Below are 14,357 nucleotides of genomic sequence, written 5' to 3'. Positions count from 1 at the left end.
CAACCCCGACCGGATGCACCTGGTGATCGGCGCGGACACCGGGCACCGCTACACGGAACGGGTCTTCGCCCGCCATGAGGAGGCGCTCGATCCGCGCACCCTCAAACCGCACCAGATCACGGACCTGGCCGACCTCGCCCTGCCGTGGTCGGCGATGGAGTGGAACCGGCGCGGTTACGACGTACGCGCCAGGACGTCCACGCCCGACGCCCGCACGAACACGCACGACAAGGAGGGGACCGGATCGTGACCATCGCCGCCCTGGAAGCACTCACCTTCGGCCTCGGCCGCCTGGTGGAAGCGGCCGACGCTGCCGGACACCGGTTCTGCCTGCTCACCGGCAACCGGTCCGTCTACCGGCACGAACTGGCCCGCCTGGCGCCGGGAGCACTCGACATCGTCGACGTCGACACCCGCGACGCCTCCGCGTCCGCCGCGGCCCTGGCCGCCGTCCCCGGCCTGAAGGGGCTCATCAACTCCACCGACACCTGGAGCGTGCCGGGCGCGGACCTGGCCGCCGGACTCGGCCTGCCGGGACCCGACCCGGCCGCGGTCCGCGTGCTGCGGGACAAGAGCCGCGTGCGCAACCTCCTGCACGAGAAGCACCTGAGCCGCGGCCCCGCCCTGACGATCCCGGCCGACCCTGCCGCGGCCGACGAGGTGCTGGCGCAGATCGGCCTGCCGGTGGTCCTCAAGGACTCCGCGGGCACCTCGTCGCGCAACGTCTGGCTGGTGCGCGACGAGCGGCAGCTGCGCGCGGCGCTGCGCGAGGCGGCCCAACGTCCCTTCTCCGGGGCGCTGTTCGCAGAGCCCTTCTTCGCCGGTCCCGTCTACAGCGCGGAGACGCTGAGCTGGGCGGGGGAGACGAGGCTCCTGGGCGTGCTCAGCCGTCAGATGTCTCCCGAACCGTCCGTGCGCGAGGAGGCAGCCGCCTTTCCCGTCGCCCTGCCCGAAGCGGAATTCGCCCGGCTCCAGGACTGGGCGGGGCGCGTTCTCGAGGCCGCGGGCCACCAAGAGGGCTTCGCCCATGTCGAGTTGGTGCTCACCGCCGAGGGTCCGGAGCTCGTCGAGATCAACCGGCGTATCGGGGGAGCGCTCGTCGGCGAGGCACTGTGCCGCGCCCTGCGCACCAATGTGTACGACGCGATGATCGCCGTGGCGCTCGGCCTGCGCCCCGCCCTGCTCGACGCACCCGCCGCCTCGGGCCCCGCATCGGGGTTCGTCCTGGTCTACCCCGACCGGCCGGGCACCCTCACCGGGTGGACCGGCGTGGAGGGCCTGGCCGCCTTCCCCGGCGCACCGGAGTGGTATCCCACCGCGGCCCCCGGCGACCGCCTGGAGCACGTGCACGACCAGCGTGGCTGCACGGGCATCGTCCTGACCGAGGGAGCCACCGCGGAACTCGCCCTGCACCGTGCGCTCAGCGCCGCCGGGAGCATACGGCCGCTCATCGCTCCCCGGTGATGCTGCCGGTCACGCCGCGCGGGCGCCTGCGGTCCGGCCTCGCGCGGCTGACGGGGCCGCAACGGTTCCTGCTCGCCGGGTCCTTCCTGATCCCGCTGGGCAGCTTCGCCGTGCTGCCCTTCATGTCGGTGCTGCTCCACGAGCGGCTCGGCATGGGGCTCGGTGCGGTCGGCGTCGTGCTGGCCGTCGCCTCCCTCGTGCAGTTCTCCGGCGGGGTGGTGGGCGGCGCCGTGGCCGAGCGCATCGGGCTGCGGCGCACGATGCTGCTCGCCCTGGTGATCCGTACGGCGGGGTTCGGCTGCTTCCTGCCCGGCCTGCGCCACCCCGCTGCCGCGGTCTTCGCGCTCTTCCTGGTCTCCGTGGGCGCCGCGCTCTATCTGCCCGCGAACAAGGCCTACTTGATCCACGAGGTGGACGAGAACCAGCGCCCGCTGCTGCTGTCGGCGAGCGGTTCCGCGCTGAACGCGGGCATAGCCCTGGGCCCGCTGGCGGCGGCGCCCTTCGTCCTCACCGCGTCGGCCGGCCTGTTCACCGCGGTCACCGCCCTGTTCGCGGCGATCACCGCGGGGCATGCGCTGCTGCCCGCGGAGAGCCCCGGCCACGGGCCGGCCGCCGGGGCCGGACAAGCCCCACCACCACGCCGGGAGAAGGCGTTCACCGGCCTGGCCGTGCTGCCGTTCGCGACCACCGTGCTGAGCCTGTACGTCTTCATGTTCTTCCAGCACTATCTGGCCCTGTACGCGGTGCCCCGCACCTCCACGACGTACTACGGCCTGGTTCTCGCGCTCTACGCCCTGCTGCTCGTGATCGCGCAGCCCCTCCTCTCGGAGCGGATCGCGCGCCTGCCCTACGCCCGGGCCCTGTGGTGGGGGTTCGGTGCGATGGCCGCGGGCATGGCCGCGCTCGCCGTCGGCAACCATGCCGCCATCCTGGCCGGGGCCCTGCTCGTCTGCCTCGGCGAGCTCGTCCTGTTCTTCAAGAACGACCTCGAGGCCCTCGCCCGGTCGCCCCGTTCCCCGGCGGTCGTCTTCGGCCACCAGCGTCTCGCGGCCGGAATCGGCGCCTTCGTCAGCGGCGCGGCCGGAGGCGAGGGCTACCAGCTGGCCGAACGCAGCGGCGGCGCGGGCCTGTTCTGGGGTGCGGTAGCCGTGCAGTGCGCACTGCTCCCGCTCGTCGTCGGCCGCTGGTCCGCGCGCAAAGAGGGCGTACCCCTTACAGGCCGAGGTCGCTGAGGCCGGGGTGGTCGTCGGGGCGGCGGCCGAGCGGCCAGTGGTACTTGCGCTCGGATTCCTGGATGGGCAGGTCGTTGATGCAGGCGTGCCGGACGCGCATCAGGCCGTCGTCGCCGAACTCCCAGTTCTCGTTTCCGTACGAGCGGTACCAGTGGCCGGAGTCGTCGTGCCATTCGTAGGCGAAGCGCACCGCGATGCGGTTGCCGTCATGTGCCCACAGTTCCTTGATCAGGCGGTAGTCGAGCTCCCGGTCCCACTTGCGGGACAGGAAGGCGACGATGGCATCGCGGCCGGTGACGAACTCGGCGCGGTTCCGCCAGCGGGAGTCCTTGGTGTAGGCGAGGGCGACCTTGTGGGGATCGCGGCTGTTCCAGCCGTCCTCGGCGAGGCGGACCTTCTGGGCCGCGCTCTCGCGGGTGAACGGCGGAACGGGGGGTCGTTCGGTCATGGATATCTCCCGAAGAAGGTGCGGCGCGGCGTCCGCGAACTGGAGAACGTGCGTTCTCTGCCGAGGCGGCCCACGATAGGAGAACGCACGTTCTCACGCAAGGGTGCGGGTGTGCGCCGCCGCGTAGTAGGGTCGGAGAACGAACGTTCTCATCTGTCTGGAGCCCTCATGGATCGCGCCGAAGCGGAAACCAGACTCCTCGACGCCGCCGAAGGGCTCTTCTACGAGCGGGGAATCCAGGCCGTCGGCATGGACCAGGTGCGCGCCGCCTCGGGTGTCTCGCTCAAGCGGCTCTACCAGCTCTACCCCTCGAAGTCGCAGCTGGTCCTGGCCTGCCTGGAGCGCCGCGACCGCCGCTGGCGCACCCGGCTCGCCGAGTACGCGCAGAGCAGGCCGGGCGGGGTGGAGCGCATCCTCGCGGTCTACGACTGGCTGTACGAGTGGTTCTGCGAACCCGACTTCCGGGGCTGCGCCTTCATCAATTCCTTCGGCGAACTCGGCTCCGTGGAACCGGCGGTGGCCGAGGCCGTGCGCGCGCACAAAGATGCCTTCCACCACTACATGGCCGATCTTGTGGCCGACGCGGGTGAATCCGGGCAGACTGTCGGCCCGTTGGTCCTGCTCGCGGAAGGGGCCATGACCACGGCCGCGATATCAGGGTCACCCGAAGCGGCGCGCCAAGCCCGCCTCGGCGCCGCCCAGTTGCTGGCCGCGCGGTAACCGCCGGTCGCTCGACAGGAAGAAGGCCGATGGCCAAGACGTATCGCATCGGTTTCGGCACGCGCCTGATCAACGGCGTGTTCCGGACGATGACCCGGTTCGGGATCGGCAAGGACTACCGGTACATCCTGACCGTGCCCGGCAGGAAGTCGGGCCGCCTCTACTCTGTCCCGGTCGACGTGATGTCCGCGGGCGGCGAGCGCTGGGTCGTCGGCGCCTACGGGGTGAGCAACTGGGTGCGCAACGCCCGCGTGGCCGGGCAGATCGACCTCAGCAGGGGCGGCACGTCGCACACCGTGCGCGTGGTCGAACTCGGCCCCGAGGAGAGTGTCCCCGTCCTGCGCCAGTACTGGCGTGAAGTGCCCGTCACGCGGGCCTACTTCGACGTGACGGGCGACTCGACGGACGAGGAGTTCGCCGCCGAGTCGCCGCGCCACCCGGTGTTCCGCCTGGCGTAGCCTCAGCCCGCCTTGGCCCCGGTGTGCAGGGCCAGGGCGCCGTGCGCGGGCACGGTGGTTTCGATCTTCCCGTCGTCCCCGACGGTGACCGTGTTGCCGTCGCAGCTGCCGGGGGACGCCTCGGCGACATTGCAGTAGGTGCCGCCGGGCAGGGACGACGCGAACGTCTGCTTCAGCTCGCCGTCGCCGTTGTTGAGGGCGACAAAACCCTTGTCGCCGCGGCCGAAGGCCAGGGCGCTGCCGCCGTTGTCCCACCAGTCGGTCAGCTCGGCGGCGCCCACCTCGTTGCGGAACCCGACCAGGCCGGTGATCGCCTGCTGGGTGTGCGTGTTCGTCCAGCCCTCGCCCCCGCTGGGCGGGCCCGCGTCCTTGTCGCTCCACTCGTAGCCGGAGTACACGTTCGGCGAGCCGTAGGGCGAGGCGAGCATGAAGACGTTGGCCAGGGCGTAGCTCGCGCCGTCCTTGTAGGTGAGCGTCGAGCCGTTGCGCTCGGTGTCCCAGTTGTCGACGAAGGTACGGGCCGATGCGCTGCCCAGCTTGCCGTCGGCGACCGACTTGAGCTGCGCGATGTCGCCGCCCTGGAAGGCGCTCTTGAGGTGCCCGCCGTAACGGAACTCGTCGACGTCCCCGACGCCGGTGTACTCCTCGGGCTGCACGGCCTCCCCGCCGCCGTGGATGACCTCCGAGACCCAGAATCCGGGGTCGCTCATCTTGCCCTTGATCGCGGCGACGTCGTCGGCCGACATGTGCTTGGCGGCATCGATGCGGAAGCCGTCCACGCCCAGCGAGCGCAGGTCGTCGAGGTAGGCGGCGATCGTCGTGCGCACCGCGTCGCTGCCGGTGTCGAGGTCGGCCAGGCCCACCAGTTCGCAGTTCTGGACGTTGTCGCGGTTCGTGTAGTCGTTGATGCTGGTGCGGCAGGTGTGGAAGTCGGCGTCCCGGAAGTAGCCGGGGTAGTCGTACTTGCCGTACTGCGTGCCGCCGGTGCCCGTTCCCGACCCGGCCGCCATGTGGTTGACGACGGCGTCCGCGATCACCTTGACGCCCGCCGCGTGGCAGGCGTCGACCATGCCCTTGAAGGCGGCGCGGTCGCCCAGACGACCCGCGATCTTGTAGCTGACGGGCTGGTACGAGGTCCACCACTGGTCGCCCTGGATGTGCTCGGACGCCGGCGACACCTGGACGTAGCCGTAGCCCGCCGGGCCGAGCTCGTCGCCGCAGGCCTTGCCGACATCCGCGTACGGCCGCTCGAACATGGTGGCCGTGACGGTCTTGTCGCCGGGCGGGGTCGCCTGCGACTGCGAGGGCGCGAACGTCGCGAGGCCGGCGGCGGCCAGGACACCGGCCGATGTCGCGCCGATGAGGCGGGAACGGTGCTGCATGGTGCGGCTCCTTCGGGACCGGGCACAGCTGTGCCCGAGAAGGGCAGCGGCTCGTGGGGGAGGCTGCCGTGGGGGGATTGCGCCTCGGAGCCTGCCGTCCGCGCATGTACGCGTCAATGCTTTCTGCAAGATATTTCAACTACCGGTACCGCGAGCGGCTTCGGCGGCCGGTGCGACGGGTGAGTTTCGCGGATTCTGTGAGCGGTGGGTGTGCCCGCACGGCGCGACCTGCACGGGAGCCGTGCTGCAAGAACTTGCGCGAATTCGGTTCTTACTCGGGGGTAGGATCCGCGGCCCGCTTGTTATACCGTCTGTCTAACAAGCGGGCCGCGGCGCGTTGCGGGACGGCGCCCCGGACCGTTGCCTGAGCGAACAAGAGAACGTACGCATCAGAGTCAAGGAGCCGCAGCATGGCAAGCAGCACTGTTCGGCCGGCATCGCACGATCACCCCGAAGAAGACGACGTGGCACGGCGGTTGCTCGACTCGGCCGCCGAACTGGCCTACGACCCTGCCACCGAGGTGGACTGGGACACCCCCCTCGACCGGGACTTCCACGGCGCGAGCCCGGAGTGGTGCTCCCTGTACGGCACGGCCTACTGGCAGGAGCTCACCGAGGCGCAGCGCAAGGAACTGACGCGGCAGGAAGCCGCGTCGGTGGCCAGCACGGGCATCTGGTTCGAGATGATCCTCCAGCAGATGGTGCTGCGCGACGTCTACATGAAGGACCCGGCCAGCGACGAAGTGCAGTGGGCGCTCACCGAGATAGCCGAGGAGTGCCGGCACTCGATCATGTTCGCCCGCGGCGCCCGCAAGCTGGGCGCGCCCGCCTACCGGCCCAAGCGGTTCGCGATGGAACTGGGCCGGGCGTTCAAGACGGTGGCCTTCGGCGAGGCGGCCTACGCCGCGATCCTCGTGGCCGAAGAGGTCCTCGACGTCATGCAGCGCGACTGGATGCGCGACGAGCGCGTCGTGCCGTTCGTCCGCACGATCAACAACATCCACGTCGTCGAGGAATCGCGGCACATGAAGTTCGCCCGCGACCAGACGACCAAGCGCCTGTCCGGGGCGGGCCCGCTGCGCCGCCAGATCAACGCGTTCGTCGTCGCCATCGCCTCGTACTACATCGTCACCAGCATGGTGAACGACAAGGTGTACGCGAACGCGGGGCTGGACGAGAAGCGTGCCCTGGCCGAGGCGAAGAACAACGAACACCACAAGTCCATGATGCGCTCCAGCTGCGCGGGCCTCATGGAGTTCCTGGCCTCCTCGCGCCTGCTCACCAAGCCGGCCCTGGCCTTCTACAAGCGCGCCAACCTCATCTGAGCAGCGCGCCGCCGAACGATTCCCGGCAGTGCGCGCAGCCCCAGCACCCCGAGCACCCCGAGCAGTTCCGTTGTGAGTTGATCCCAGCCGATCGAGCTGAGAACCAGCCGATCCGAGCCGAGCGAGTCGAGCCGACGACATGACCTCCTACGCCATCACCCAGACCTGCTGCAACGACGCCACATGCGTGGCCGTGTGCCCGGTCAACTGCATCCACCCCACGCCCCAGGAACGGGCGTTCGGCAGCACGGAAATGCTGCACATCGACCCGGCGACCTGCATAGGCTGCGGCGCCTGCGCCGACGCCTGCCCCGTCGAGGCGATCTTCCCGGTGGACAGCCTGCCCGTCGCCCAGCAGGAGTACGCGGAGATCAACGCGGCGTACTTCGCGGACCAGGAACCCGAACCGGCCCCGGACGGGCCGAACTTCCACGCCTGGGACAAGCCGTCCTTCCCGCGGGTCCTGCCCTCGGACTTCGCACCGCTCAAGGTCGCCGTCGTCGGCACCGGACCCGCCGGGATGTACGCGGTCCAGGACCTGCTCCTGCACACCAGTGCCGAAGTGACCCTGATCGACCGGCTGCCGGAGACCGGCGGCCTCGTGCGCTTCGGCGTGGCGCCGGACCACCCCGCCACCAAGAAGGTCGGCGAGACCTTCGCCCGCTTCCACACCCACCCGCGGGTGCGCATGCACCTGGGGCTCGACGTGGGCGCCGACGTCACCGCGCAGGAGCTTGCCGCCCACCACGACGCGGTCATCTACGCCGTCGGCGCCTCGGCCGACCGCACCCTGTCCGTACCCGGCGAGGAACTGCCGGGCAGCATCTCCGCCAGGGCCTTCGTCGCCTGGTACAACGGCCACCCCGACGAGGCGCCGGACGCGATCGACCTGTCCGCCGAACGCGTGGTCGTCGTCGGCAACGGCAACGTCGCCCTCGACGTCGCCCGCATCCTGCTCGCCGACCCCGACAGCCTCGCCCGCACCGACATCGCCGACCACGCGCTGACGGCGCTGCGCGCGGGCAACGTCCGCGAAGTGGTCCTGCTCGGCCGCCGGGGCCCCGAGGACGCCGCGTACACCAAGTCCGAACTGCTCGCCCTCAAGCACGTACCGGGCCTGGACCTGGTCGTCGACGACCACGACCCCCGGGTCGCCACAGCCGTCGACGAGGCCGACCCGGCGTCCGACCCCAAGGGCAAGGCGGCCCTCCTGCGCGGCGTCACGCGCGCCCACGTCGACTGGGACCAGGCGCCCGCACCGGGACGGCGCATCGTGCTGCGCTTCCACTCCGCGCCCGTGGAGATGGTCGGCGAGGAAGCCGTCCGGGGCGTACGCGTCGTGGAGGCCTCGGGGGAGCGGACGATACGGACCGACATGGTGCTGCGCGCGATCGGCTACCGCGGGATGCCGGTCGCCGGACTGCCCTTCGACGAGACCACCGGCACCGTCCCGCACGAGGGCGGCCGGGTGACCGGACAGCCGGGCACCTACGTCGTGGGCTGGATCAAGCGGGGCCCCAGCGGCGGTATCGGCGCCAACCGCACCTGCGCCGCCGAGACGGTCACCACGCTCCTGGCCGACGCGGTCGCAGGCGCCCTGCCCGCACCGCCGCGCGCGCCCAAGGCCTTCCACCGGCTCGCCCGGCGCCGCAACCGGAAGGCGGTCTCGGCCTGAGCCGCCCCTCAGGCGTCGCGATTCTCGGCCAGGGTGTGGGCGACGAGGGCGTTGGCGTGTCCGTGCCCCAGGCCGTGTTCGGCCTTGAGCCAGGCGACGATCTCCATGTGCTTGGTCAGCGGCGAGGAGCGTATGAGGTCCTTCCACTCCGCGACCGGGCGTCCGTACTTCTTCTCGATCGAAGGGAAGTAGCTGGCGGGGCCCTTGGTGGCTTCGGTCATGGTGATGCCGTCCTGTCTCTCGCAAGTCCTCTGCCGCGGTGTCGCGGTGTTGTGGTGAGTAGGACAGGTGGGGCCGGATCAAGTCATCGGGCGGCCGGAGTGTTCTAGGTCACATGTTCGCCTGGCGGGGCCGGATCGCCGGGATTAGCCTAAATGTGTGAACGCCGCACCTGGTCGTTCACCGCCTGCCTGACGCACGAGCAATCCCATGACCGGCTCTGGTACGACACCCTCGGAGTCTGCCGCCTCCCCGAAGCGGGGCAGCGGCAGCGGTATCGCACTCCTCGTCATCGCCTCGTGCCAGCTGATGGTGGTCCTCGACATCACCATCGTGAACATCGCCCTGCCGCACATCCAGACCTCGCTGGGCTTCTCGACCGAGACCCTCTCCTGGGTGATCAACGCCTACACGCTGACCTTCGGCGGCCTGCTGCTGCTCGGCGGCCGCCTCGGCGACATCCTCGGACGCCGCCGGGTCTTCATGTTCGGCGTCCTGCTCTTCGCGGCCGCCTCGCTGCTGGGCGGACTCTCCCAGGAGTCCTGGCAGTTGCTCGCGGCCCGCTCGCTGCAGGGCGTCGGAGGCGCCATCGCCTCGCCCACCGCGCTCTCGCTGATCACCACGACGTTCCGCGAAGGCCCCGAGCGGAACCGGGCGTTCGGCGTGTTCGCCGCCGTATCGGCCGGCGGCAGCGCGATCGGGCTCCTGGCGGGCGGGCTGCTCGTCGAGTGGCTCGACTGGCGCTGGGTGCTCTTCGTGAACATCCCCATCGGCCTGCTCATCGCGTTCGCGACACCCCGCTACATCCGCGAGTCCGAGCGCCACCCGGGGCACTTCGACATCCTGGGCGCCCTCACCTCCACCGTGGGCATGGTGCTGCTCGTCTACGGATTCATCCGCGCCTCCAAGGACGGCTGGAGCGACGGCCTGACCATCGCGTCCTTCGCGGCGGCCGTGGTGCTCCTCGCCCTCTTCCTCACGGTCGAGCGCCGCTCGAAGCAGCCCATCACCCCGCTGTGGATGTTCCGCGACCGCAACCGCGCCGGTGTCTACGGGATGATGCTGTGCCTGGCCGCGGCGATGTTCGGCATGTTCTTCTTCCTGACGCTGTTCGTGCAGAACATCCTGGACTTCAGCCCGCTGCGCGCCGGCCTCGCCTTCCTGCCGGTCAGCGCGATCATCGCGGTGGGCGCGGGACTCGCCTCCCAGCTGCTGCCCAAGTGGGGGCCCAAACCCTTCATGGTGGTGGGCGCGACGCTGGCCGCCGTGGGCCTCGGCTGGCTGACACTGACCGACGTCGACAGCACGTACGTCGGAAGCCTGCTCGGCCCCGTGCTGGTCTTCGGCTTCGGCATGGGCATGCAGTTCGTCTCGCTGACCCTGATGGCGGTGTCGGGGGTGCAGTCGCAGGAGGCCGGAGCGGCCTCCGGAATCCTCAACGCCACCCAGCAGGTGGGCGGTTCGCTCGGCCTGTCCGTCCTCGTCACGGTCTTCGGCACGGCCAGCCGCAACGAGGCCACCGACCAGGTCCCCCGCTTCCTGAAAGAGGCAAGCCCGGCCCAGCTGGTGGAGTTCCGCAGAACGGGACAGCTCCCCGGCCGCTGGGGCGACCAGGTCCTGACGTCCGGCATCTCCAGCTCCTTCGTGGCCGCTGCCGTCTTCGCCGTCGTTGCCGCACTGATCGCCCTGGTGGTCATCCAGGTGCGGCCCGCCGACCTGGAGCGCCTCCAGGGCGGCGGGGTCCCGCTCGCACCGGGCGCGGACGCGCCGGACCCGGCCGCGCCGGACCCGGCCGCGCCGGACCCGCCCGCGGACGACGGTCCTCCTGCGGGCGGCCCTTCCCGCAGCGGCCCTCCCGCCTCCGGCTGAAAGCAGCCGCACCCGCAGCCGCAGCCCGCTCGGCGTCCCCTCGGCGGATGGCCTGATTGCCCCGCTGTGCAAACGAGTTGATGGCGGGCAGACGTAGTATGACCAGCCCGATCGGCGCGCGGACGGTGAGGGCGGCGCGGGGCAAGGACCCATGGAGACGGGCGTGAACACGGACACCGACTACCGCTTGCTGGGTCCGGTCGAGGCATGGCGCGCGGGCCGCCGGCTCGCCCTCGGCGGACCCAAACCCAGGGCCCTGCTCGCGGCGCTGCTCCTGGAACCCGGACGCGTGGTGTCCGTCGACGCGCTGGTCGACGCCATCTGGGGCGAGCGCCCGCCGGACACGGCACGCTCCCTGATCCAGTCGTACGTCTCCGCGCTGCGCCGCGCACTGTCCGCCGACGCCATCGAGACCCGGCCGCCGGGCTATCTGGTCCACGCGGACGCCACGCTCGTCGACCGCGCCGAATTCGAGCTCCTGTGCACCCGGGGCAGGCAGGCCGCCGCGGACGGTGATCACGCGGCGGCCGCCCGGCTGCTGGGAGACGCCCTGGCCCTGTGGCGCGGCCCCGCACTCGGCGGCATCGGCGAAACGCTGCGCGCCGTGGCCGACCAGCTGGACGAGGCGCGGCAAGCGGCCCTGGAGGAGCGGATCGCCGCGGAACTGGCACAGACGGGCCGCGAGACGGAACTGGTGGGCGAGCTGACCGCGCTGGTCGCCAGGCACCCCGGACGAGAGCGGCTGCGCGGCCAACTCATGCTTTCTCTCTACCGGTTGGGCCGCCAGGCCGACGCGCTGACCGTGTACGCGGAGGGCCGCGACGTACTCGCCGACGAGCTCGGGATCGACCCCGGACCCGATCTCAGACGGATGTACGAGGCGATCCTGCGGGCGGACGAAGAGCTGCTGCCCGCCGCGGCGAACGCCCCCGACCCCGCCCGCGACGCAGCCGCCGTCGTCCCCGTCGCGGCCCTCCTGCCGCCCACCATCGGCGACTTCACCGGCCGCGACACCCAGCTCGCCGCGGTGCGGGCCGCGCTGTCCGAACCCCGCGAGGCCATGCCGGTCGTCGTCCTGTCCGGGCCCGGCGGCGTCGGCAAGTCCACCCTGGGCGTGCGGGCGGCGCACCAGGTCGCCGACGCCTACCCGGACGGGCAGCTGTACGCCGAGCTGCGGGGTGCCACCGATCCCGTGGCACCCGGCGAAGTGCTCGGGCGGCTCCTCTACGCCCTGGGGGCCGATCCGCCCGACGGAGACGCCGAGCGGCGCGACCTCTTCCGCAGCCTGGTCGCCGGGCGGCGCGTCCTGCTGGTACTCGACGACGCGGGCAGCGAGTCACAGGTGCGCCCACTGCTTCCGGGGAGCGCCACCTGCGGGGTCCTGATCACCGCGCGGGCCCGCCTGGGCGCGCTGCCCTGCACCCACCGCGCCGATCTCGACGTACTCGACACGGAGCCCGGCACCGAGCTCCTCGGGCGCGTCGCGGGGGAGCAGCGCGTCAGGGACGAGCCGGACTCCGCCCGGCGCATCGTCGAACTGTGCGGCGGCCTCCCGCTCGCCATCCGGATCGCCGGCGCCCGCCTCGCCACGCGCCGGCACTGGACCGCGCGCATGCTCGCCGACCGGCTCGCCGACGAGCACCACCGCCTGGACGAACTCGCCGTCGGCGACCTGGAAGTACGGGCCGGGCTCGGCATGAGCTACCGCGCCCTGGACGCCCCCGCCCGCACCGCACTGCGCCGCCTGGGCCTGCTCGCGGCACCCGACGTGGCCGCCTGGGTGGTGACCGCGCTGCTCGACGTGCCCGAGGCCGAGGCGGACCGCGTCGTGGAGCAGCTCATCGACGCCCAGCTCCTGCACTGCACCGGCGTCGACCGCGCCGGCCAACCCCGCTACCGGCCCCACGACCTGGTCCGCGTCTACGCCGCCGAACGCGCCGACGCCGAGGACCCGCCCGCCGAACGGGCCGCCGCCGTCGGCCGGGCTCTCGGCGCCTGGCTCTGGCTGACCGGCCGCGCCGCCTCCGCGACACCGTCCGGCGCCGTCGAACTGCACCGCGGGCTCCTGTACTCCAGTGACTCGGACGGCCCCGCCGCGGTGGCCCTGCGCCGCCTCGTCAGGCCGGTGGGCCCCGAAGCCACCCAGCGGGCCCTGGCCGACCCGGCCGCCTGGTTCGAGGCCGAGGCCGACGCCATAGCCGCCGCCGTCGAGCGCGCCGCCGCCCTCGACCTGCACACCCTCTCCTGCGAGGCGGCGGCCGCCCTGTGCTCCTCCGCCTACACCGTCGGCAACCGCTTCGAAGCCTGGTGGCGCACCCACGACGCTGCGCTCGCCGCGGCCCGCCGCGCCGAGGACCGGGCGGGCGAGGCCCTGCTCCTCATCGGCCTGGGCCAACTCCGCTACGAACAGGACCGGTTCACCGACTCCCAGCGCTACTTCAACCAGGCGGCCGGACTCTGCGCCGAACTCGGCGACGTGCGCGGCAGGGCCGCCGCCTTCGCCGGGCTCGGCAGCGCCCGGCGGGAAGCGGGACGGCTGCGCGACGCGCAGGACACGCTCGTGCGCGCCGTCGAGGGCTTCCGCCGGCTCAAGGACGACCCGGGGATCGGCCTGTCCTGCCGGTACGCCGGATCCGTCCAGCTGGAGCTCGGCGACTTCGACGCCTCGCGCTCCTTCCTCGACGAATCGCTGCGGGCCTACCGCAGGCTCGGCAGCCGCCGCGGCGAGTCCCTCACGCTGCGCTCGATCGGCCTGGTGCACCGCGCGCTCGGCGAGTACGCGCAGGCCGAGGAGCTCTCCGGCCGCGCGGTGGACCTCCTGAGCACCCTGGGAGATCCGCTCATGCTTGCCTACGCGATGCAGGCGAGGGCCAAGTCCCGGATACGGCTCGGTCGTTCGGACGAAGCCGCGGTCGAGATCCGCAGCGTCCTCGACGTCTGCCGCGGCCACCGCGACCGCTTCGGCGAGGCACTGGGCCTGCGCACCCTCGGCGAATGCGAACTCGCCGCGGGCCGCCTCGACACCGCCGAGCAGCACCTGACCACGGCCGCCGCGCTCTGGGAGGACCTGGAGCTTCCCCTGCCGCGCGCCCGCACCCTGCGCGATCTCGCCGCGGCGCGGGAGGCGGCGGGGGACCGGCGGGGGGCCGGTGCGCTGCGGGCCGAGGCGCGGGAGGTCTTCACGGCGTACGAGGCGCGCGAACGGAACGAGCCGGGGCTGTAGCCCTGCACCCCGGGTACCTCGGGTACCTCGGGTGCCTCTGGGTTCTCGGGCGCCTCGGGGTCGCTGCAATCCGCTTGGCGCGGACTTGCAGAGAACTTGCAGCGGAGTACGTCATTCTGTGGGTGTCGGCGGGTGAACACGCCGACGGCAACGGGGGATCGCAGGAAACAACGGGGGACTCAGCGGAATTCAACGGGGGAACCACGGGGGAAGGCCACTGATGCCTCGTACGGCCCACACAGCCGACACCGTCGGTCGTGTGGGCCGATCGTCGCGTAGAGCCCCTGCCAGGGCACGGAGGGGACTCCGGGGGCGGGCGGCAGCCCGTCCCCGGAGCTGTGC

11 protein-coding genes and 1 pseudogene are annotated in these 14,357 nt (G+C 71.8%); 9 read left to right on the top strand and 3 right to left on the bottom strand.

What is annotated here, in order from left to right:
* From ACQKIP_RS22935 to ACQKIP_RS22925, 3 genes and pseudogenes are all read left to right on the top strand, one after another.
* Positions 1 to 250 (top strand): annotated as a pseudogene (locus ACQKIP_RS22935) (cysteine synthase family protein); the annotation flags it as partial.
* Positions 247 to 1,464, top strand: coding sequence for an ATP-grasp domain-containing protein (locus tag ACQKIP_RS22930; protein ID WP_365854304.1), 1,218 nt, complete (start codon positions 247 to 249; stop codon positions 1,462 to 1,464). The pseudogene ACQKIP_RS22935 and the gene ACQKIP_RS22930, both read left to right, overlap by 4 nt.
* Positions 1,464 to 2,696 carry an MFS transporter gene (locus ACQKIP_RS22925; protein WP_365854725.1) on the top strand — a complete coding sequence of 411 codons (1,233 nt, stop codon included), beginning with the start codon at positions 1,464 to 1,466 and terminating at the stop codon, positions 2,694 to 2,696. Before ACQKIP_RS22930 ends, ACQKIP_RS22925 begins: the two co-directional genes overlap by 1 nt.
* On the opposite strand, the gene ACQKIP_RS22920 is transcribed toward ACQKIP_RS22925, so the two are convergent.
* A complete protein-coding gene (locus ACQKIP_RS22920) occupies positions 2,677 to 3,144 on the bottom strand; it encodes a nuclear transport factor 2 family protein (RefSeq protein ID WP_365854302.1) in 468 nt (155 codons plus the stop codon). The genes ACQKIP_RS22925 and ACQKIP_RS22920 overlap by 20 nt on opposite strands.
* A 168-nt stretch (positions 3,145 to 3,312) precedes the next feature.
* Between ACQKIP_RS22920 and ACQKIP_RS22915 the strand changes: the two genes are divergently transcribed.
* Both ACQKIP_RS22915 and ACQKIP_RS22910 read left to right on the top strand, forming a co-directional pair.
* Positions 3,313 to 3,864, top strand: coding sequence for a TetR/AcrR family transcriptional regulator (locus ACQKIP_RS22915; protein ID WP_365854300.1), 552 nt, complete (start codon positions 3,313 to 3,315; stop codon positions 3,862 to 3,864).
* Between the two features lie 29 nt (positions 3,865 to 3,893).
* Positions 3,894 to 4,322 (top strand): nitroreductase/quinone reductase family protein, encoded by a 429-nt coding sequence (locus ACQKIP_RS22910; protein ID WP_365854298.1) that lies wholly within the window; start codon positions 3,894 to 3,896, stop codon positions 4,320 to 4,322.
* Positions 4,323 to 4,324: 2 nt separating this feature from the next.
* Here ACQKIP_RS22910 and ACQKIP_RS22905 read toward each other — a convergent pair whose 3' ends face one another.
* Positions 4,325 to 5,704: an alpha-amylase gene (locus ACQKIP_RS22905; RefSeq protein WP_365854296.1), complete on the bottom strand. Its 1,380-nt coding sequence runs from the start codon at positions 5,702 to 5,704 to the stop codon at positions 4,325 to 4,327.
* Between the two features lie 410 nt (positions 5,705 to 6,114).
* Between ACQKIP_RS22905 and ACQKIP_RS22900 the strand changes: the two genes are divergently transcribed.
* Both ACQKIP_RS22900 and ACQKIP_RS22895 read left to right on the top strand, forming a co-directional pair.
* The gene (locus ACQKIP_RS22900) at positions 6,115 to 7,029 is read left to right on the top strand and encodes an AurF N-oxygenase family protein (RefSeq protein WP_365854294.1); all 915 of its coding nucleotides are present in this window, start codon (positions 6,115 to 6,117) and stop codon (positions 7,027 to 7,029) included.
* Between the two features lie 139 nt (positions 7,030 to 7,168).
* Positions 7,169 to 8,704, top strand: coding sequence for an FAD-dependent oxidoreductase (locus ACQKIP_RS22895; protein ID WP_365854292.1), 1,536 nt, complete (start codon positions 7,169 to 7,171; stop codon positions 8,702 to 8,704).
* 8 nt (positions 8,705 to 8,712) lie between these two features.
* On the opposite strand, the gene ACQKIP_RS22890 is transcribed toward ACQKIP_RS22895, so the two are convergent.
* Positions 8,713 to 8,925, bottom strand: a complete 213-nt coding sequence (locus ACQKIP_RS22890; RefSeq protein WP_365854290.1) for a DUF4287 domain-containing protein — start codon at positions 8,923 to 8,925, stop codon at positions 8,713 to 8,715.
* Positions 8,926 to 9,133: 208 nt separating this feature from the next.
* Between ACQKIP_RS22890 and ACQKIP_RS22885 the strand changes: the two genes are divergently transcribed.
* Positions 9,134 to 10,792, top strand: coding sequence for an MFS transporter (locus ACQKIP_RS22885; RefSeq protein ID WP_365854288.1), 1,659 nt, complete (start codon positions 9,134 to 9,136; stop codon positions 10,790 to 10,792).
* Positions 10,793 to 10,955: 163 nt separating this feature from the next.
* A complete protein-coding gene (locus ACQKIP_RS22880; protein ID WP_365854286.1) occupies positions 10,956 to 14,015 on the top strand; it encodes an AfsR/SARP family transcriptional regulator in 3,060 nt (1,019 codons plus the stop codon).
* Positions 14,016 to 14,357 lie beyond the last annotated feature (342 nt).

Origin of the sequence: Streptomyces sp. NPDC059900, assembly GCF_050270335.1 — a bacterium.
Lineage (GTDB): Bacteria > Actinomycetota > Actinomycetes > Streptomycetales > Streptomycetaceae > Streptomyces.
The sequence above is the reverse complement of the archived record's forward strand: the minus strand, read 5'-3'. Positions and strand labels throughout refer to the sequence as shown.